This window comes from Actinoplanes sp. CA-252034 (assembly GCF_050956125.1).
Classification (GTDB): domain Bacteria; phylum Actinomycetota; class Actinomycetes; order Mycobacteriales; family Micromonosporaceae; genus Actinoplanes.
Map to the genome: position 1 here is coordinate 7,909,458 of NZ_CP191846.1, position 18,919 is coordinate 7,928,376.

The following is an 18,919-nucleotide window of genomic DNA, read 5'->3' on the forward strand; positions in this document are numbered from 1 at the left end:
TTCGTCGATCAGGCGTGGGTCACTTGTTCAGGTTGCAGGCGGCCAGGCCCTCGGCGTTCAGGTTCGGCTTGGCGGCGTTGCGGCCGATCGCCGTCTCCATCCGGTTGATGGTGGCGAAGCGCTTGTCCTCCAGCGGGCCGAGGATCGCGTTGTTGATGAAGTTCACGCCGCCCTGGAAGGCGGTGCTCTTGATCCGCGCGTTGGCCTCGTTGATCTGGGTCTGCAGCAGAGCCTGGTTCCGGTCGATCTCGGCCTGCGCCTGCGCCGGGACCGCCACGTTGATCACGACGTTCGGGCAGTCCACCTGCGCGGTGCCGTCGTTGATCCCGACGTTGCCGGTGTTCCGGCTGGCCGCGGCCTGGTTGTTGCCCGCGTTGCCGTTGTTGCCCGCGTTGCCGTTGCCGGCCGGGGCCTGCGTGGTCGGGGCGGCGGTCGGCTCGGCCGCGGCGCCACCGCCACCGGCGGCGTCGAGCGAGCAGGTCGACAGGCCTTCGGCGTTCAGGTTCGGCTTGGCGGCGTTGCGGCCGATCGCCGTCTCCATCCGGTTGATGGTGGCGAAGCGCTTGTCCTTCAGCGGGCCGAGGATCGCGTTCTGCACGAAGTTCGCGCCACCCTGGCCGACGGAGCTCTTGAGCCGGGCGTTGGCCTCGTTGATCTGGGTCTGCAGCAGAGCCAGGTTCCGGTCGATCTCGGCCTTGGCCTGCGCCGGGACCGCGACGTTGATGACGACGTCCGGGCAGACGATCGCGCCGACGTTGCCGACCGCGGCGGCGCCGGCCGACACCGCGGCGGCGGGTACGTCAGCCGGCTCGGGCGAGGCGTTGCCGCCGCCGTTGGCGTTCAGCGAGCAGCCCGACAGGCCCTCGGCGTTCAGGTTCGGCTTCGCGATGGTCCGGCCGATCGCCGTCTCCATCCGGTTGATCACGGCGAAGCGCTTGTCCTTCAGCGGGCCGAGGATCGCGTTCTGGATGAAGTTGGCGCCGCCCTGACCCTGGGTGTTGCGGATCCGGGTGTTCGCCTCCTGGATCTGCGTGTTCAGCAGCTGCAGGTTACGGGCGATCTCCGCCTGCGCCTGGGCCGGCACGGCGCCCAGCTTGTCGGCGACCGTGGGGCAGTTCACCGTGGGTACGGCGTTGTCCGCCGCCGCTGCCACACCCAGACCCACGCCGACCAGGGCCACCGCGACACCCGCCACACCGGCCACACGCCAGCGTCGGATGTTGGATCCCCCGGCGTTGCTCCGGTAGCTCTGGTACCGCTTCATCTGCGTGCCTTCCTCTTGGACCACCTTCTCGCCGGTCCATACGGGAACGCTCCCAGCGGCGGATCACCCTTGATCGAAATAAAGAGAAACTTAAGGTTCAGGGTCTTCCTCTTTAAAGGAACCTCACCATGCGAACGTCTCCTCGGCGCTCACGCTCGTGGCCCTGGCACGCAGGACGCCGTTCAACTTGCCGGTGAACGTGGTCTCCGCGGCGACCCACCGTTTGGTGTCTCTGGTGTAGAAGGAGAACTGGCCGCCGGGCGCGCTGTTGGAGTAATAGCGCTCCCAGCCGCCGACCTTGTCGGCCTGCGCGCGCAGCATCCCGTAGCGGGCGCCGGCGTAGTCGAGCTCGGCGGAGACGAAGTCGTTGTTCGCCTGTGCACGGATCTTGGTGACGCCGGTGCCGGCGTCCCGGCAGACGAGGAACCTCTCCCACTTGCCGGGCGTCACGGCTCGCGCCCGTAGCGCGCCGTAGTCGCCGCCGCTCCAGCCGATCTCCGCCGAGACGTAGCGACCGTTGGCGATGGACTTGATCGTGAGGTCATGCCAGCACGGCACGTCGGCCGCGCCGGTGGCGGCGGCGACGTCGCGGCGCATCTGCTCCAGCACGGGTGTTCCGGCGCCGGGCGGGGTGAGGATCGCGGTGGAACCGGACGCACCGGCCGGTTCGGCGAGACTGGCGAGGAGAAGGATTCCGACCGGGACCGCCGCCAGGCGGCGGGCAGCTGATTTCATGAGAACCACTCCGCAAATACGGAAATGTCGGGAATAGGCGTCAGCGTAGTCGAGGTGAACTCGCTGGTCCGGGCATTCCCGAATCCGTGCGGAGACCGATTCCCGGCCCGTCACCGACGGGCCGGGAATCAGCGGTTCAGCACCGGCCCGCGCCGGCGCCCTTGTCGACCAGCGCCGGAACCGCGGCGGTGGGGGTGACCGGACCGGCCCGCAGAGCCGGCGTCCAGCCGGCGTCGGTGCCCAGGTCCGGATCGTGGGTGGCGTTGTACCGACCGACCAGGTCGACGGCCTGGACCGGTCCGGTGCCGACCCGGGTCAGCGTGCCGATCTCGGTGATCGCCGTACCGCCCCAGTCGTAGACCACGTCGTCGAGGGCGATGTCCGCACTGCGCAGGAGGAAGTTGTTCTCGGCGTAGATCGCCGAATAGACCCCCACCCCCCACGAGTACGAATAGGTGTCCTCATCGGTCTGGTAGTAGTAGTTGTCGTACACGTCGACCTGACCGAAACGCACCCGCGGAACGCGCTGTCCGACATTCGCGAATTTGTTGTGGTGCAGGGTGACGCGCAGTTTCCCGACATCCGCGCCGACCGTGTTCGTCGACCCGATCAGCATCGTCTTGTCGTGTTCGGAGAAGACGTTCCAGGAGGCGGTGACGTAATCGGAGGCCCGGATGATGTCGAGCGCGCCGTCGTGCACCTGATAGGGCCGCCCGAGGTGGAGCGGCTGATTCGCGTCGTCGTTGTTCCCGTCGCTGAACGTGTTGTGATCCGCCCACACGTGCGTCGCCCCGGTCAGGGTCACCAGGTCATAGGCGGAATTCCAGTTCCCGAGCGATCCGTCGGTCGGATCCCAGGCCGGGAAACAGTCGGCCGCGTCCTCGAACCGCACGTTGCGCACGATCACGTTGTCCACGTTCTGGATGAGCAGGTTGCCGCCCACCAGCCGTGCGTTGGGCAGGCCGTAGACGGTGGTGTTCGCACCCACCTTCAACTGGATCCGGGCCGCCTGAGCGCGCTGTGAACGGACCCGCGCCTCCTCCAACGGCCCGGTCGGCCGGGTGGCACGACCCCACACCGCGGGATCGTAAGCGGCGAGATAACCGTCGAGCGAGTAGGCCGGATCCGCATAGTCGGCACACGTCAGCGGATTACCGGCGTCATCCTCGTTGGCCCGGATGGTGCCTTTGATCAGCACGATCCGGGGTGTCGGATCGGTGCCTCCGGCCAGCGCGGCAGCCAATTCGGCGCGATTGCTCACGACGAACACGTGCGCGTCGTCGGCCGCGGCGCCACCGGTGGTTCCGGTGGTGGCGGCGGCCCATCCGTCATTCGCGGGAAGGACCTCCCGTGCCCCGGCCGGCGTTTTCACGGGGGCCGCGGAGGCGGGGACAGTGGCGACACCGGCGGCGAGGACGAGGCCGATGGTCGCGGCGAGAGCGGTACGCACGGCCTAGCCGGCCGTTTCCCGGTCCGGCAGAGCATTCCTTGACATCAGAACCCTTTCTCTAGATGACGAGACCCTTTCTGGTACGGCAGAGGACGCCCACGACCGCAGGACGCCTCCTCCCGTGGCTCCCCCGCGACACCGGCGGGACACCGGGCCGTTCCGCGACCGCCGGGCTGGATCCGGTTGTTCCGCGCGGCGACTCCCGGGTGCGGTCCGCACCCGGGGGCCACCACGCGGGGCGGTCAGCGGGCGGGCACGCCGCCGATCGCGACCTGATGACCGGACCGCGCCCACGGCACGCCGGCCTCGGAGGGCAGCCGCCCCGTATCGGCCACCTCCCGGACCAGCGAGTCGATGCCCGCGACGACCGAGCCGCCCCCGTCCGGGTGCGGTGCCAGCCAGCGCGCGCCGATCTCCTCCGGCGCGGGCGAGGCCACGATCGCCTCGGCCACCGCCGTGAAGCCGGCGGTCCGCCCGAGCGGCGCCAGCAGCGGCACGGCCCGGTCCCGCCGGTGGTCGAGCAGGTTCTCCAGCAGCCCGACCCGGCCGGGGACGTGCCGGAGCTGCGGCGACCCGGGCAGCCGCAGGCGGTCGGTCGGGTATTCGAGGACGGCGTCGCCGACACGGATCTCGCCGGCGATGAAGACGGGCGAGGCGAGCGTCACCGCCGCGGTGATCCGCCGTCCGTCCGGGCCGGTCAGGCGCACGAACGTGGTGTCGTCGGTCTCGATCGCCCGGGTCCGGTACCGCTCCAGCTCCATGCTCACCGGCCGGAAGGAGTCGCCGGCGACGACGAGCGCCTGCATGAGCGCGTGCGCGAACGGGTTGACCAGCGCGCCGTCGAGCACCGGCCGCCCGTCGACCAGGCGCTTCCCGGCCCACGGCGCCCGCTGGTAGTAGGTGTCCGGCCGCCACCAGGCCCCGGTCACCCCGATGTCCCCGGACGGCCCGGCCGCGCACAACTCGGCCAGGGCCGCCGACCCCAGCGCCTGGAAGCCGATCTGCAGGATCCGCCCGTTGTCCGACGCCGCCTCGGCCAGCTTCCGGTGCTCGGCCAGCGACATCACCGGCGGCTTCTCCAGCAGCAGATCGGCCCCGGCCGCGAACACGTCCAGCGCGAGCGCCAGATGGGTGTGCGGCGGCGTGCAGATGACCACGACGTCGGGCCGCGTCTTCTCGAGGAGCTCGGTGTGGTCGCGGTAGAACGGCGCCCCGTCCAGCGGTGCATCCGGGTGCGGTTCCACCGGTCGCCGGTCACAGAGCCCGGCCACCTCGATCCGCCCCTCGTCGGCGAGCCGTTGCAGCACCCGGCGATGAGACAGCCCGTGCCCACCCGCCCCGATCAACGCGACCGTCGTCGTCATCGCGCGAGCCCTCCGATGGTCGCCTCGACGCCGTGCTTCTCCAGCTCGCCGTACCAGCGGATCAGCTCGCGGCGCAGGACGTCGTCGCCCGCCAGGTGGGGCGGGAAGACCTCGTCGAGGGCCAGCAGCGCGCCGACCACGCCGGGAGCGGTGTCCGGTGCCGCGGCGAGCGCCTCGCGGATCCGGTTCGCCAGCGGGTCGTCCAGATGCAGGGGGGCGCCGCTGTCGGCGTACCCCCTCGCGAAGCGCATCCATGCGGCCAGGACGAGGATCGCCCACCCGGGAGTCTCGCCGGTCCTTCGCCGGTCGGCGATGGTGCCGAGCAGCCGGTGCGGGAGTTTCTGGCTGCCGTCCATCGCCACCTGCAGGTTGCGGTGGCCCAGCTCGCGGTTGGCGAACCGGCCGAGGGCGGTCTCGCCGTAACCGGTGACGGTGACGCCCTCGGGCGGCGCGATGGTCGGCGCGACGTCCTCGGCGACGAACCGGCGCAGCACCGCGGGCAGCCCGGGGATCTCCAGGGAGTCGGCGATCAGCTCGCGGCCCGCCAGTGCCCCGAGATAGGCGCATGCCGAGTGGACCGCGTTGAGGGCCCGCAGTTTCAGCTTCTCCCAGCCGGTGACGTCGTCGGTCATGATGGCGCCGACGCCGTCCCAGTCCGGCCGCCCGCCGGGGAAGTCGTCCTGCATCACCCATTGCAGGAACGGCTCGGCGACGACCGGGGCCGCGTCGTCGGCGCCGAGCGCGGCCGCGGTCCGCCGGATGTGCTCGGCGCTGGTGGCCGGCACGATCCGGTCGACCATGGTCGCCGGGAACGCGATTCCGCCGGGCAGTTGCCCGCCGGCGACGTCGAGTCCCTGCTCGACGAGGCCGCGGATGCGCGGGCCGTTGCCCATCAGGTTGTCGCAGCACAGCACGGTGAGCGGTCCGCCACCGGCGGCCTGCCGCCGCAGCAGACCACGCACGAGCAGCGCCGGTACGCTCGCCGGCGGCGCGTGCCCGGTCAGCTCGGCGCGCAGCTCGTCGTCGAGCAGCAGCTTTCCGGCCGGGTCGAGCCGGTAGGCCTTCTCGGTCACGGTCATCGACACGATCCGCACGCCGGGGTCGGCGATCGCGGCGACCACTCCGTAGGGATCGCCGGCCGCGTGCCCGAACCCGGCGAGGATGCCGACCGCCCGGGCCCGGTCGGCCCCGTCGCCGACGGTGAGGACGCTGTAGAGCCCGTCCTGCTCGCGCAGTTTGTCGAGGATCGCCCGGGAGCGCGGGGCCACGCCGATGATCCCCCAGTCACCACCGGACGCGGCGACCGCGGCCTCGGTGTAGACGGCCTGGTGGGCCCGGTGGAACGCGCCGAGTCCGAGGTGGACGATGCCGGGCCGGACCGAGCCGGGGGTGACGGCCGGGCGGCTCGCGGCGGGCAGGGACGACAGGGCGCCGCGGTCGAGGCGGTAGGTCACGGTCATGCCTGCCGGTCCAGGCGGAAGACCCGCTTCGGCAGGTGGTACGCCAGGTCGGCGATGGTCTCGGCGGCCTCGTCGAGCGGCAGGGTGCCCTCGGACACCAGCTTGGCGAGGTATCCGGCGTCGACGCGGCGGGCCACGTCGTGCCGCGCCGGGATGGAGCAGAACGCCCGGGTGTCGTCGACGAACCCGGACGTGTTGTAGAACCCGGCCGTCTCGGTGACCGTCTCCCGGAACCGCCGTAGCGCGTTCGGGCTGTCCAGGAACCACCAGGGTGCGCCCAGGTAGAGCGACGGGTAGCCACCGGCGAGCGGGGCGAGCTCCCGGCTGAACGCGGTCTCGTCCAGGGTGTAGAGCACGACCCGCAGGCGGGGGTCGGTGCCGTACGCGTCGAGCAGTGGCCGCAGCGCGTGCACGTAGTCGGTGGCCGACGGGATGTCGCCGCCGGTGTCCCGGCCGTGCCGCTGGTAGAGGTCGCGGTTGTGGTTGCGCACCGAGCCGGGGTGCAGCTGCATGACCAGGCCGTCGTCGAGCGACATGCGGGCGAACTCGACGAGCATGTGCGCCCGGAACGCCTCGGCGTCGTCCTCGCTCGCGCTGCCGCCGAGGGCCTTGCGGTAGAGCACGGCGGCGTCCGCGTCGTCGAGGACCAGCGTCTTCGCGGTGAGGTGGCCGTGGTCGGAGCTGGTGGCCCCGGCCGCGATGAACGCCTCGCGCCGGCTGCGCAGCGCGGCCAGGAAACCGGAGTAGGTGCCGACGTCGAGGCCGGTGAGGGCGCCCAGGTCGGCGACCCGCTGGGCCCAGCCCGGCCAGTCCGGGTCGACCAGGTTGTCCGGGCGGAAGGTGGTGATCACCCGTCCGCCGGGGCCGCCCCAGCCGTCGGCGGCCAGCTTGGCGTGCGCCTGCAGCTCGTCCAGGGGGCTCTCGGTGGTGGCGAGGACCTCGATGTTGAACCGGGTGAACAGCGCACGCGGCCGGTACGCGGGCTCGGCCAGACGAGCGGACAGCTCGTCGTAGATCTCGTCGGCCGTGTCGGCGCCCAGCCGGGAGGAGATGCCGAAGACGTCGGCGAGGACCTTCTCGGTCCAGAGCCGTGACGGGGTGCCACGGAACAGCTTCCAGTTCTCCGCCAGCAGCCGCCAGATGGCGCGGCCGTCGGTCTCCACCGCGGAGCCGTCCACACTGGGCACACCGAGGCGGGCCGGCGGGATGCCCTGGCTGGCGAGCATCCGGGTGACGTAGTGGTCGGGGACGACGAACAGCCGGGCCGGGTCGGGGAACGGCTCGTCGTCGGCGAGCAGCACCGGGTCGACGTGCCCGTGCGGGCTGATCAGCGGCAGGTCCTTCGCGTGCTGGTACAGCTCGCGGGCGATCTGCCGCTGGGCCGGCTCGGCGGGGAGGAGATGGTTCTCGTCGGTCACCTGTTGTCCTTGAGATCTAGGAGGTCGTGCACGCGAATGGCCTGGCCCTGGACCAGGGACTCGTTGGCGGCAAGGCCGGTGAGCAGGGCGCGGGCGCCGTCGACGGCGCCCGCGGTGCGGCCGAGCGGATCGGCGGGGGCGTCCGGACGGATCAGGTCGGCGAGCATCCGCACGTCCGCTCCGCCGTGCCCGTGGCGGGCCAGCCCCTCCACGGTGATCTCCCGCGGCGGGGCCCAGAACGGCCGTACCAGCAGTCGTTTGAAGCCCTTCTCGGCGGTCGACTCGGCGCCCGGCTCGCCCTTGACTCCGGCGGCCGCACCCGGCGCGACGTGGTCGCTCTCCACCACCTCGAGCTCGAGACGGCCGCGGCTGCCGTTGAACATGACCCGGTAGCCCTCCCACGGGGCGTACGCGGTGAGGTGGTAGCTCATCGACGCGCCACCGGTGTAGCGGACCAGCACCGCCATGTCGTCCTCGATGGTCACGCCGGGCGCGAACACGTTGCGGTCCCGGTGGTAGCCGTCGTGGCCCTCGGCGTCGAGGTAGAGCTCCTTCATCGCCGGCTCGTCGGCCATCCGCAGCGCGAACGGGTCGCCGTCGGCGTCGGCCGCGCCGTGCGCCCGGTCGTAGTCGCGGGCGTAGCCGTGCCGTCGTCCCGCCTCGCCGTAGAAGAACAGGCGCCCGGCCGCGAAGACCTGATCTGGACCGTCGTCGAGCCACCAGTTGACCAGGTCGAAGTGGTGCCCCGCCTTGTGCACCAGCAGGCCGCCGGAGTTGGCCTTGTCGCGGTGCCAGCGGCGGAAGTAGTCGGCGCCGTGCCGGACGTCGAGCAGCCACTCGAAGTGGACCGAGCCGATCTCGCCGATCTCGCCGGAGGAGATGACCCGCTTCACCGCCTCGTGCAGCGGGTTGTAGCGGTAGTTGAAGGTGACCCGGACGTCGCGGCCGGTGCGCCGCTGCGCGTCCAGGATGCGACGGCAACCGGCGACGTCGACGGTCATCGGCTTCTCGGTGATGGCGTCGCAGCCGGCTTCGAGTGCGGCCACGACGTAGTGGTCGTGGAAGCGGTCCACGGTCGCGACCAGCACGACGTCGACGCGCTCGCGCTTGAGCATCTCGGTGAAGTCGGCCGCGTCGTAGACGGGCACGGGCTTAGCCAGCCGCTTGTTGTGGGCGGCCGGCCGGGCGGGATTGGTGTCGGCCATGGCCACCAGCTCGGCCACGTCCGCGTGGTCACCGGTGATCGCCCGGACGAACATTCCAGCCCGTGCGCCGGCGCCCACGAGGGCGTACCGGCGGGGTGGGGACGGGGACATTCCGGTCGCCTCCATTCGGCAAACGTTTGCAACAGATTAGGGACGGAAGCACGAGCGAAGTCAATGCGTAACACGCATTTGTCCATATTTGACCCAGCCTGAACACGATCTTGAAACGGGAGCGACATAGAAGGGCGTTGACACCACCGCAACCGTTTGCATTAATGGCTCTCACCGAGAGATCCGGGTCACATCGGATCGCCATCAAGGAGGGCACCGTGGCCGTGACGATCCGGGACGTCGCCAGAGCGTCCGGAGTGCACATCTCCACGGTGTCGCGCACGTTCTCCGCCCCGCACCTGGTCAACCCCGAGACGCGTTCCCGGGTCCTGGCCACCGCGGAGCAGCTCGGCTACCGCCCCAACCGGGCGGCCCGGGCGCTGATCACCGGACGTACCCACAACATCGGCCTGATCGTGGCCGATATCGCGAACCCGTTCTTCCCACCGCTGATCAAGGCGGCCGAGACCCACGCCCGGCGGCGTGACTACCACGTCTTCGTCGCCGACACCGATGAGGATCCGATCGTCGAGCTCGATCTGGTGCAGGCACTGGCCAAGCAGGTCGACGGGATCCTCCTGTGCAGTCCCCGGATGAGTGACGACCAGATAGAGCAGGTGCGCCGTGAGGTGCCACTGGTCGTGATCAACCGCCTGATCACCGGCTTGCCCGCGGTGGTCATGGACGTGGGACACGGCGCCCGGGAAGCCGTACGCCACCTGCTCGATCTGGGCCACCGGCACCTGGTCTACCTGGCCGGGCCACGGGGCTCATGGACCAACCGGGAGATCCGCCGGGCCGCCGGGACCACCACCCGGGCAGCCGGCGCGGATCTGACCGTCCTCGGCCCGAACCAGCCGGTCGAGGAGGCCGGCGCCGCGGCCGCCGAGGCGGTGCTCAAGACCGGCGCCACCGCGGTGCTCGCCTACAACGACCTGATGGCGATCGGCCTTCTCCAGTCGTTGCAGGACCGCGGCGTCGACGTTCCCGGGCAGGTGAGTGTCGTCGGCATCGACGACATCGCGTACAGCGGGCTGGTCCGCCCACGGTTGACAACCGTGGCGAACCCGACCGCGGCCGCCGGCCGTACCGCCGTCGACATGCTGCTCCAGCAGGGCGACGACGGGGCGACCGGACAGGTCACGCTCCGGACCGACCTGATCATCCGCAACTCCACCGGCCCGGGGCCGTACGCCCCGGCCGTCGCGCTCAACGCTGAGGTTGCCGCAACCGTCAAGGAGTGACGAGACCCCATGACCGCATACCACCCCCTTCCCCGACGCCGCGTGCTCAGCGGTGTCGTCGCCGCCATGCTGGCGCTTCCCCTCGCCCTCGGCGCGTGCAGCAGCGACGACAAGGCCGCCGACGACGGCAAGGTCGAGCTGAGCTTCTTCTGGTGGGGCGGTGAGGCCCGCGCCCAGCTCACCGAGCAGGCCCTCGCCCTCTACACGTCTAAGCACCCGGAGGTCACGTTCAAGAAGACGTGGCAGGCCAACCAGGGCTACTTCGACAAGCTGGCCACCCTGACGGCCGGCAACGACGCTCCGGACATCTTCCAGATCGACGACAACTACCTGGCCGAGTACGCGACCCGCAACGTCACGGCCGACCTGTCCGAGTACACCAAGTCCGGGAAGATCGACACGGCCAAGTTCCAGAAGGGCCTGATCGACTACGGCACCGTCGACGGCAAGCTGGCCGGCCTGGCCCCCGGCGAGAACACCCAGGGCCTGGTCTACAACAAGGCCAAGCTGGACGCCGCCGGGGTCGCGGTGCCCACCACGGGGCAGACCTGGGAGGAGCACATCGCCTGGGCCAAGGACGCCGCCACGAAGACCAAGGTGGCCGGCACCATGGACCCGAGCGCCGACTACAAGGCGTTCTGGCTGTGGCTGCGCCAGCAGGGCAAGGAGCTCTACAAGGGCAGCGAGCTCGGCTTCACCCAGGCTGACGTGCAGGCCTGGTTCGAGCTGTGGAAGGGCGCCCGTGACGGCCAGTCCACCCCGACCCCGGACGTGATCCACGAGGGCAACGCCACCGACGTCACCAAGCAGCTGGTCGTGACGAACAAGGCGCTGACCTCCTGGGTGTGGGCCAACCAGCTTCCCGAGCTGCAGAAGAACACCAAGGACGACCTCGCCGTGATCGCCTACCCCGGTGACGCGACCAAGCAGTGGGCCCGCGCCTCGATGTACTTCTCGGTCTACCGCGGCAGCAAGCACAAGGACGTCGCCGCCGACGTGCTGAACTTCCTGGTCAACGACCCGGAGGCCGGCAAGATCCTCGGCACCGACCGTGGCCTGCCGTCGAACCTCGACATCCGTACCCAGGTCGCCGGGTCGACGGACAACGCGGCGATGAAGGAGACCATCCAGGTCATGGACGAGCTCGGCAAGAACTTCGGCCCGGCGCCGACGGTTCCGCCGAAGGGCCACAGCACGGTGCGCTCCGAGCTGATCAAGGCCGCCGAGGAAGCCCAGTACGGTCGCGCCACCCCCGCCCAGGCCGCCGAGCAGTTCTTCGCCGCCAGCCAGGCCGCGATCAAGCGGTGAGTCCGATGGCAACAACAACGGCCCGGCCCTCGTCGACCCGGCCGCCGGCCGGCCCCGCCGCTGCCCAGCGGCGGGGTCGCCCCGCCAAGCACCGGACCGACGGCGTCGCCGGCTACCTCTTCCTCTCCCCCTGGCTGCTCGGGCTGCTGACCATCACGGCCGTCCCGATGCTGATGTCGCTGTACCTCAGCTTCACCAACTACGACGTCCTCTCCGACTGGGAGTCGATGGAGTGGGTGGGGCTGGACAACTACCGCACGATGTTCACCGAGGACCCGTCGTTCTGGCACGCGGTCCAGACCACCCTGGTGTTCGCGCTGGTGGCCACGCCGCTCAAACTGGCGGCGGCCCTCGGCGTGGCGATGCTGCTGAACCGCCCGTTCAAGGGCGCCGGCCTGTTCCGTGGCCTGTTCTACCTGCCGTCGCTGCTCGGCGGCAGCGTGGCGCTGGCCATCGTCTGGGTCAACATGTTCAACCGGGACGGCGCGTTCAACTCGTTCCTGAGCTGGTTCGGCATCGAGGGCAAGGCCTGGGTCAACGACCCCGACTTCGCGCTCGGCACACTGATCCTGCTGGCCGTCTGGCAGTTCGGCGCTCCGATGGTGATCTTCCTGGCCGGTCTGAAGCAGGTGCCGGTCGAGCTCTACGAGGCGGCGTCGGTGGACGGCGCGAGCCCGTGGCGGAAGTTCTTCAACATCACGCTGCCGATGCTGTCCCCGGTCATCTTCTTCAACCTGGTGCTCGAGACGATCAACGGCTTCCAGGGCTTCACCTCGGCGTTCGTGCTCTCCAACGGCACCGGCGGGCCGGTCGACTCGACCCTCATGTACACGCTGCACCTCTACATCAAGGGCTGGAACGAATACCAGATGGGCTACGCCTCGGCGATGGCCTGGGTGTTCCTTCTCTTCATCGGCCTGGTCACCGCCGTCGTCTTCCGGACCGGCAGGTTCTGGGTGCACTACTCGGACGGAGAAGACTGATGACCCTCCAGCGCCTGGCCCGGCCTCTCACGCTGGTCCTGCTCTCGGCGGTGGTGCTCTACCCGCTGGTGTGGATGCTCGGCAGCTCCTTCAAGAGCCAGGAGGAGGTCCTCAACAACATGGGGATCCTCCCGAGCCTCTGGACACCCGGCAACTACGGGGCCGGCTGGAGCAACTTCGACGTCAGCTTCGGGCGGTTCTTCGTCAACAGCGCGATGGTCGCCGGCCTCACCGTGATCGCCAACTGCGTCTCCTGCCTGCTGGCGGCGTACGCCTTCGCGCGTCTCAAGTTCAAGCTGCGCGGCTTCTGGTTCGCCATCATGATCGGGACGCTGCTGCTGCCCGGGCACGTGCTGATCGTCCCGCAGTTCGTGATGTTCAAGACGTTCGGCTGGGTGGGCGGCGACTGGCCGTACGCTCCGCTGATCGTCCCGCAGCTGCTGGCCACCGAGGCGTTCTTCGTCTTCCTGATGGTCCAGTTCATGCGGGGTGTGCCCCGCGAGCTCGACGAGGCCGCCATCATCGACGGCTGCACCCCGTTCGGGGTGTTCCGGCACGTCATCCTGCCGCTGTCGCGGCCGGCGCTGGTGTCGACGGCGATCTTCTCGTTCATCTGGACCTGGAACGACTTCTTCCGCCAGCTGGTCTACCTCTCCGACCTGGAGAAGTACACCGCCCCGGTGGCGCTGACGCTCTTCATCGACTCCAGCGGCCAGTCCTCGGTGGGCCCGATGTTCGCCATGTCGGTGCTCTCGCTGGCCCCGGTCTTCCTGTTCTTCGTGGCCTTCCAGCGCCTGCTGGTCGAGGGCATCAACACGTCAGGGCTCAAGGGATGACACGCTTCTTCAGCCGCCCGCTCGCCGCTTCGGCGGCGGGCGGGCCGCCCCTCACGGTCTCCTCCTCCGCGGGTACGGGTGGAGCTGCGCCGGACTGGCCACGCGAGGACGAGCCGCAGTCCCGCCCCGACTGGCGGGAACGGTTCGCCCTCGGCACCGACCTGGCCCTGATCGGGGTGGTGGTGACCGCCGCGGCCCTGCCGGTGCTGACCCTCACGGCCGCGCTGGCCGCCGGGTCCACCGCCGTGCACCATCGTTACCGGGAGGGCCGGCTGCCCGCGTTCCGGCCGCTGCTGCGCCAGTACGGTCGCTCGATCCTGCCCGGCATCCCGTTCGTGCTGGTGGCCGTACTGCTGCTGATCGACCTGATGGCGCTGAGCCGGGGCCTGGTCCCCGCGGCACACCGGTCCTGCTGATCACCGGTGGGGTCGCCTGTCTGCTGGCCGGAGTCGCCACGCTCGCCCTGGTGGCCGTCGGCCGGGACCCGGGCACCCCGTGGAAGGCGGCCCTCTCCTGGGCGTGGAGCCGGACGTCGGCCCGGCCGTGGGCCGCGATCGCGCCCGCTCTCGCCGGGGTGCTGGCGTTCTTCCTGGCGCTGTCGGTGCCGGCGACGATCCCGTTGGTGATCGGCTTCCACCTGTTCGCCGCGCACATGATCAGCGACCGCCTGGCCCCACCGTCCTCGATCCGGGGCGGACATCACCCGTCGGCGTGACACCGGTCACAGTGGAGCAACTCCGGGGGCCGGGTACGACACTACGGGCCGATCGGCCCGACCACCCCGCCCCCGAGGAACGCGTGCACCGGAACTCCGCCTTGCGCCTCAGCCGTCCCGGCCCGTCACGGCCCCGGCGGCCACCACCTCCCCCGCGCCGTCCGGCCTCCCCGCAGTGCCCCTCCGGCTACCGCTAGAGGCCCGCTTCTCGCAGGGCTCTCGCGAGCCGCCACTGGGGGCCTGGTCCGCCCGGCTCAGCTGAGCTTGGAACCGCTCGTCACCGGATCGCCGCTGCCCAGGTAGAAGATGCCGGGCAGCCCGTCGGTCTCGAAGCCCTCGCTCACGTTCTTGCGCAACGTCGAGTTGCGGATGGTCAGCGTGCCGGTGCGGTCGTTGCTGACGAAGAAGATCGCGCCGCCGCCCTCGTTGGCCCGGTTCTTCTCCACCACGGTCCCGTTCAGCGTCAGCTTGTAGGTGTCGCCGTCCTGGTAGATCGCCCCGCCGCTGCCGCCGCCGGGTGTGCCGTCGCGGGCCGGGTTCGCGCCGTTGCCGACGGCCGAGTTGCCGGAGAAGACACTGTTCAGAATGGTCCACGAGACGTGGATGCTGCTCAGCGCGCCACCGTTGGAGCAGACGCCACCGGAGAACGTGCTGCCCACGACGTACACCGGCTGGTTGCCACCCTGCAGCCGGACCCGGATCGCGCCGCCACCGATGTCGGGTCCCGTACCCGCGCACCGGTTGTCGGTGAACCGCGAGTTGATCACCCGCAGGCCGCCGCCGTTGACGAAGATCGCCCCGCCGCCGCCCAGCTCGTCGGTCGGGTCGGTGGCGTTGCCCTTGGTGAAGGCCATGTTCTGCACGGTCAGCCGCGGGGTCACCTTGTCGTGGCAGTGCCCGCTCGCCGAGCTGACGCCCTGGGCGGTGTCACAGACGTTCATGTAGAGGATGCGCCGCTTCCCGCCGCCGCTCAGGGTCACCCGGCCGCCGCCGTCGAGCACCACCTTCGCCACCGGGTTGCGCACCTTCGCGGTCGCGGCCATCGTGATCGTCACCGGGGACGGGCCACAGTCGAAGGTGATGACACCGCCGGCCGCGACCGCCTTCACCACCGCGGCGGAGGTGCAGCCGGCCGGGGTGCCGTCGCCGATCGTACGGTCGGGCCTGCTCGTGTCGACCGCCTTCGCCGCCGCCGGGACCGCGGCCGAGCCGGACGCATTGCCGGGTCTCGGAAGGGTCTTGACCGTCACCTTCGACGGTGACGGGGACGGCGATCCGGACACCGGCGGCGACACGGACACCGACGGCGCCGACGCCGACGCGCCCGGCGCCGACGCCACACCACCCTCGGTCACCGGCGCGGGCGCCGCGGCGACCGGCTCGGCCGGCGGCGTCTCACCGGACTGGCAGGCGGCCAGGCTGCCGGCGACGAGCAGGGTCAGAGCGATCCGTCGAAATACCACCGGCAGATGCTACGGCGGACGGTGACCGGCCGCTGCCCGCCGTCCGGCCACTTCAGCGCCGCCGCCTCGCCGGGGCACCGTCCGCCGGGACCATCGGTCAGCGCCGCCGCCTCGCCGACGCACCGTCCGCCGGGACCATCGGTCAGCGCCGTCGCCTCGCCGGGGCTCCGTCCGTCGGGACCGTCGTCAGCGCCGTCGCCTCAGTGCGGCCGCCACCCGCCACGCTCCCAGGGTGAGCAGGATCATCAGGGACAGGGCGACGATGCCGAGGACGGTGACGAGGATCCCGTCCACGTCGAGCAGCGGCGGCGAGCCGGGGCGGATCTCGCCGCGGGCCAGGACGCCGTCGGCCACGTCGATCGACTCGACGTCCCCGGTCATGCCCCACTGGTCGCCGTCCATCAGCGTCACACCCGTGCCGAGGGTGATCAGCCGGGCCGCCGCGATGCTGTCTTGGCTGCTCAGGTCGTACTGCGGGCCGGGTTTGTCGAAGACCGTCGCGGTGGCGCCCTCGACGGCCGTGTACTCGACCGCCACCGGCTGCCCGGACGGCCACCAGCCCAGCACCCGCAACGCGTAGCTCCCGTCGCGGGTGTACGCCGTACCGGTCGCCGTGCCGTCGGCCACGGAGATCGGCGTGACCGTCCAGCGGATCGGGTGGGTGCCGCAGTCGCACTCGGCGCCGGTCACCACCAGCAGACTCCGGCTGTCAGTGGTCCACGCGCCCCTGCCGGCGAGCCGCGCCCCGGCCGGAGTCGGCACGTCCACCGTCGTCCCGTCGGCGCGGGTGAGGACGCTGATCCTGTCGCCGCTCTGGTAGGCGAGGCGGGTGCCGTCCGGGGAGAACGCCGCCGTCCAGCCGCTCATCGCCACGACCCGGTTGAGCTCGGCGACCTGCCGCGGGGTTCCCGTGGCCACGTCGTAGAGGAACAGCCTCGTCGTGTCGTCGGCCAGCCCCGGATCGAGGAAGTCCCCGGCCAGCACCGCGACCGTGCCACCGTCGGGCGACCAGGCCTCCGGCTCCACCGCGACGCCGTCGCCCCACTGCGGGCCCCAGCCGGTCACCTTGCCGGTGGCGAGGTCGACGATGCCGCCCGCGGTGGCGAGCCGGGCGCCGTCGGGGGACAGCACCGATCCCATCCCGGCCGTACCGGACCGGGTCGCCACGCGGTAGGTGTCGTCGCTGCGGCCGACCAGGCCCGAGAGCCCCTGCGACCCGTCCGGGTACCAGGTGTTCGAGCTGTAGAGGACCGAGGCCGCGCCGATCGGGGCATCCTCGAGATCCGGGGTCCACGGCGTCGGCGCCCCGATCCGGGCCGGCAGCGTTCCCGCGCCCTGCGCCTCCGGTGTGGACGAGCCGCCGATCGGATGCCACTCGAAGGCGAGGGCGCCGAACCCGCAGACGAACGCCATCACCGAGAACGCCGCGGTCAACGCCGCGCCCTTCGCCAGCCGGCTGGTCCACTCCGGCAGCTGTGCCGACCGCATCGTGCCCTCCCCCACCGCCGTGCCCCGTACACGGCGCGCCGAGCATAGGGGATCTTGCCAAGCCGGACGAGGTATCGATCATCGCCGAGCGGTACGCGCTACCCGCCGGGCCGCGCCGCCTCTCCGGCGGTGCCGCCCCGGCGGTGCTCGAAGATCAGGTAGGTCTCGGTGCCGGCGATCAGGCGGGTGCCGCTCAGTCTCTCGGTGATCACGGCCCGCAGGTCGTCGACGTCGGCGCAGGCCACGTGCAGCAGGAAGTCGTAGGAGCCGGAGACGAAGTAGACGTCACGGACGGCCGGGATGCCGGCCAGCGACTCGGCGAACCGGCCGATCGCCTCGCGGGCGTCCGAGCGCACCCGGACGGCGATCATCGCCTGGATGGGGCGCCCGATCCAGGCCGGGTCGACATCGGCGTGGAAGCCCCGGACGGCGCCCAGCTCGCGGAGCCGGCGGATCCGGGTGAGACACGTCGACGGGGCGATGCCGACCCGGTCGGCGAGGGCGTTGTTGGGCATCCGCCCGTCCGCCTGCAGCAGGCTCAGCAGCTCCAGATCGATGTGGTCGAGGCCTCGAACATCCTTCGGAAGATCAGTCACTTTCGGCCGTCGCCGCGAAGAATCTGCACCGACGGCATTACGGTCAGAATCTTCTTCGCTCCACTTGCCGGTCTGCTGCACATCGTTCCACCCTATCGCCATCACTTGGTGACGGAAGGAAAGTCCCATGCACATCGGCGTGCCGGCAGAGGTCAAGAACCACGAGTACCGGGTGGCGATCACCCCGGCCGGCGTGGTCGAGGCGGTGCGACACGGGCACACCGTGTCGGTGCAGGCCGGCGCCGGAGTGGGATCCGCGGTCACCGACGAGGACTATACGGCCGCGGGCGCCACGATCCTGCCGGACGCCGACGCCGTCTGGGGCACGGCCGACATGATCCTCAAGGTCAAGGAGCCGATCTCCTCCGAGTACCACCGGCTGCGCGCCGGGCAGGTGCTCTTCACCTACCTTCACCTCGCGGCCGACGCCGAGGGGACCAAAGCACTGCTCAACAGCGGGACGACGGCCATCGCGTACGAGACCGTGCAGCTCGCCGACGGATCGCTGCCGCTACTCGCCCCGATGTCGGAGGTGGCCGGCCGGCTCGCTCCGCAGGTCGGCGCGTACAGCCTGATGCGCAACAGCGGCGGGCGCGGCGTGCTTCCCGGCGGCGTGCCGGGGGTCGCGCCGGCGCGGGTGACCGTCATCGGCGGCGGCGTCTCCGGGGTGAACGCGGCGACCATCGCGCTCGGCCTCGGCGCCGACGTCACCATCCTCGACCTGAGCCTCCCGAGGCTGCGGCAGATCGACGCGCAGTTCGGCGGGCGGGTCAAGACGCTGGTGTCGAACGCGTACACGATCGAGCAGTCGGTGCTCGCCGCCGACATGGTGATCGGCGCGGTGCTGGTGCCCGGCGCGAAGGCCCCGACCCTGGTCGGCAACGATCTGGTCAAGCGGATGAAGGCGGGCTCGGTGCTCGTCGACATCGCGATCGACCAGGGCGGCTGCTTCGAGGACTCGCGGCCCACGACCCACCAGGACCCGGTCTACCGGGTGCACGAGTCGGTCTTCTACTGCGTGGCCAACATGCCCGGCGCGGTGCCCAACACCTCGACGTACGCGCTGACCAACGCCACCCTGCCGTACGTGCTGCGACTGGCCGACCTGGGCTGGCGCGACGCGCTGCGGGCCGACCCGGCGCTGGCCCTCGGCCTCAACGTGCACGCCGGCGTCCTCACGAACGAGCTGGTCGGATCGGCCCTCGGCCTCCCCACCGAGTCCGTCAGCTCGGTTCTGGCCTGATCCGGCCGGCCCCACGCGCCCTCCGTCATGTGACTT

17 protein-coding genes are annotated in these 18,919 nt (G+C 70.9%); 7 read left to right on the forward strand and 10 right to left on the reverse strand.

The genetic code is table 11. The features are described 5' to 3' along the window. Positions 1-19 precede the first annotated feature (19 nt). The 7 genes from ACQPZW_RS35895 to ACQPZW_RS35925 form a co-directional block, all read right to left on the reverse strand. On the reverse strand, positions 20-1,264 hold the full coding sequence (locus ACQPZW_RS35895) for a hypothetical protein (protein ID WP_433790443.1): 1,245 nt from the start codon (positions 1,262-1,264) through the stop codon (positions 20-22). A gap of 123 nt (positions 1,265-1,387) precedes the next feature. Next, entirely contained in the window at positions 1,388-1,999 is a 612-nt protein-coding gene (locus tag ACQPZW_RS35900) for a fascin domain-containing protein (RefSeq protein ID WP_433790444.1), read from the reverse strand. A gap of 136 nt (positions 2,000-2,135) precedes the next feature. Then, complete coding sequence (locus tag ACQPZW_RS35905) at positions 2,136-3,449, reverse strand: pectate lyase family protein (protein WP_433790445.1); 1,314 nt, start codon at positions 3,447-3,449, stop codon at positions 2,136-2,138. 242 nt (positions 3,450-3,691) lie between these two features. Continuing rightward, positions 3,692-4,813: a Gfo/Idh/MocA family protein gene (locus ACQPZW_RS35910; RefSeq protein ID WP_433790446.1), complete on the reverse strand. Its 1,122-nt coding sequence runs from the start codon at positions 4,811-4,813 to the stop codon at positions 3,692-3,694. Continuing rightward, positions 4,810-6,273 (reverse strand): mannitol dehydrogenase family protein, encoded by a 1,464-nt coding sequence (locus ACQPZW_RS35915; RefSeq protein WP_433790447.1) that lies wholly within the window; start codon positions 6,271-6,273, stop codon positions 4,810-4,812. The genes ACQPZW_RS35910 and ACQPZW_RS35915 overlap by 4 nt, the downstream gene beginning before the upstream one ends. Further along, on the reverse strand, positions 6,270-7,691 hold the full coding sequence (gene uxaC, locus ACQPZW_RS35920) for a glucuronate isomerase (RefSeq protein WP_433790448.1): 1,422 nt from the start codon (positions 7,689-7,691) through the stop codon (positions 6,270-6,272). The genes ACQPZW_RS35915 and uxaC overlap by 4 nt, the downstream gene beginning before the upstream one ends. Next, entirely contained in the window at positions 7,688-9,007 is a 1,320-nt protein-coding gene (locus tag ACQPZW_RS35925) for a Gfo/Idh/MocA family protein (protein ID WP_433797723.1), read from the reverse strand. Before ACQPZW_RS35925 ends, uxaC begins: the two co-directional genes overlap by 4 nt. A 218-nt stretch (positions 9,008-9,225) precedes the next feature. On the opposite strand from ACQPZW_RS35925, the gene ACQPZW_RS35930 reads away from it, so the two are divergent. From ACQPZW_RS35930 to ACQPZW_RS35955, 6 genes are read left to right on the forward strand one after another with little or no spacing between them, the layout of a single operon-like run. After that, positions 9,226-10,251: a LacI family DNA-binding transcriptional regulator gene (locus ACQPZW_RS35930; protein ID WP_433790449.1), complete on the forward strand. Its 1,026-nt coding sequence runs from the start codon at positions 9,226-9,228 to the stop codon at positions 10,249-10,251. Positions 10,252-10,260: 9 nt separating this feature from the next. After that, on the forward strand, positions 10,261-11,559 hold the full coding sequence (locus ACQPZW_RS35935) for an ABC transporter substrate-binding protein (protein WP_433790450.1): 1,299 nt from the start codon (positions 10,261-10,263) through the stop codon (positions 11,557-11,559). A gap of 5 nt (positions 11,560-11,564) precedes the next feature. Further along, a complete protein-coding gene (locus tag ACQPZW_RS35940) occupies positions 11,565-12,542 on the forward strand; it encodes a carbohydrate ABC transporter permease (RefSeq protein WP_433790451.1) in 978 nt (325 codons plus the stop codon). Next, positions 12,542-13,378 (forward strand): carbohydrate ABC transporter permease, encoded by an 837-nt coding sequence (locus ACQPZW_RS35945; protein WP_433790452.1) that lies wholly within the window; start codon positions 12,542-12,544, stop codon positions 13,376-13,378. Before ACQPZW_RS35940 ends, ACQPZW_RS35945 begins: the two co-directional genes overlap by 1 nt. After that, positions 13,375-13,794, forward strand: coding sequence for a hypothetical protein (locus tag ACQPZW_RS35950; protein ID WP_433790453.1), 420 nt, complete (start codon positions 13,375-13,377; stop codon positions 13,792-13,794). Before ACQPZW_RS35945 ends, ACQPZW_RS35950 begins: the two co-directional genes overlap by 4 nt. Before the next feature lie 50 nt (positions 13,795-13,844). Next, a complete protein-coding gene (locus tag ACQPZW_RS35955) occupies positions 13,845-14,093 on the forward strand; it encodes a hypothetical protein (protein ID WP_433790454.1) in 249 nt (82 codons plus the stop codon). Positions 14,094-14,347: 254 nt separating this feature from the next. On the opposite strand, the gene ACQPZW_RS35960 is transcribed toward ACQPZW_RS35955, so the two are convergent. The 3 genes from ACQPZW_RS35960 to ACQPZW_RS35970 form a co-directional block, all read right to left on the reverse strand. Next, positions 14,348-15,556 carry a hypothetical protein gene (locus tag ACQPZW_RS35960; RefSeq protein ID WP_433790455.1) on the reverse strand — a complete coding sequence of 403 codons (1,209 nt, stop codon included), beginning with the start codon at positions 15,554-15,556 and terminating at the stop codon, positions 14,348-14,350. A gap of 186 nt (positions 15,557-15,742) precedes the next feature. Next, positions 15,743-17,044, reverse strand: coding sequence for a hypothetical protein (locus ACQPZW_RS35965; RefSeq protein ID WP_433790456.1), 1,302 nt, complete (start codon positions 17,042-17,044; stop codon positions 15,743-15,745). A gap of 98 nt (positions 17,045-17,142) precedes the next feature. Then, the gene (locus ACQPZW_RS35970) at positions 17,143-17,640 is read right to left on the reverse strand and encodes an Lrp/AsnC family transcriptional regulator (RefSeq protein ID WP_433790457.1); all 498 of its coding nucleotides are present in this window, start codon (positions 17,638-17,640) and stop codon (positions 17,143-17,145) included. A 127-nt stretch (positions 17,641-17,767) separates the two neighbouring features. Here ACQPZW_RS35970 and ald point away from each other — a divergent pair, with 127 nt between their 5' ends. After that, a complete protein-coding gene (ald, locus tag ACQPZW_RS35975; protein WP_433790458.1) occupies positions 17,768-18,883 on the forward strand; it encodes an alanine dehydrogenase in 1,116 nt (371 codons plus the stop codon). Positions 18,884-18,919: the final 36 nt, after the last annotated feature.

What these genes read in the sequence shown, in the direction of transcription:
- ACQPZW_RS35935 (WP_433790450.1), top strand. Translation starts at nt 10,261, where the DNA reads ATGACCGCATACCACCCCCTTCCCCGACGCCGCGTGCTCAGCGGTGTC.
- ACQPZW_RS35915 (WP_433790447.1), bottom strand. Translation starts at nt 6,273, where the DNA reads ATGACCGTGACCTACCGCCTCGACCGCGGCGCCCTGTCGTCCCTGCCC.
- ACQPZW_RS35965 (WP_433790456.1), bottom strand. Translation starts at nt 17,044, where the DNA reads ATGCGGTCGGCACAGCTGCCGGAGTGGACCAGCCGGCTGGCGAAGGGC.
- ACQPZW_RS35925 (WP_433797723.1), bottom strand. Translation starts at nt 9,007, where the DNA reads ATGTCCCCGTCCCCACCCCGCCGGTACGCCCTCGTGGGCGCCGGCGCA.
- ACQPZW_RS35950 (WP_433790453.1), top strand. Translation starts at nt 13,375, where the DNA reads ATGACACGCTTCTTCAGCCGCCCGCTCGCCGCTTCGGCGGCGGGCGGG.
- ACQPZW_RS35900 (WP_433790444.1), bottom strand. Translation starts at nt 1,999, where the DNA reads ATGAAATCAGCTGCCCGCCGCCTGGCGGCGGTCCCGGTCGGAATCCTT.
- ACQPZW_RS35940 (WP_433790451.1), top strand. Translation starts at nt 11,565, where the DNA reads ATGGCAACAACAACGGCCCGGCCCTCGTCGACCCGGCCGCCGGCCGGC.
- ACQPZW_RS35895 (WP_433790443.1), bottom strand. Translation starts at nt 1,264, where the DNA reads ATGAAGCGGTACCAGAGCTACCGGAGCAACGCCGGGGGATCCAACATC.
- ACQPZW_RS35945 (WP_433790452.1), top strand. Translation starts at nt 12,542, where the DNA reads ATGACCCTCCAGCGCCTGGCCCGGCCTCTCACGCTGGTCCTGCTCTCG.
- ACQPZW_RS35910 (WP_433790446.1), bottom strand. Translation starts at nt 4,813, where the DNA reads ATGACGACGACGGTCGCGTTGATCGGGGCGGGTGGGCACGGGCTGTCT.
- ald (WP_433790458.1), top strand. Translation starts at nt 17,768, where the DNA reads ATGCACATCGGCGTGCCGGCAGAGGTCAAGAACCACGAGTACCGGGTG.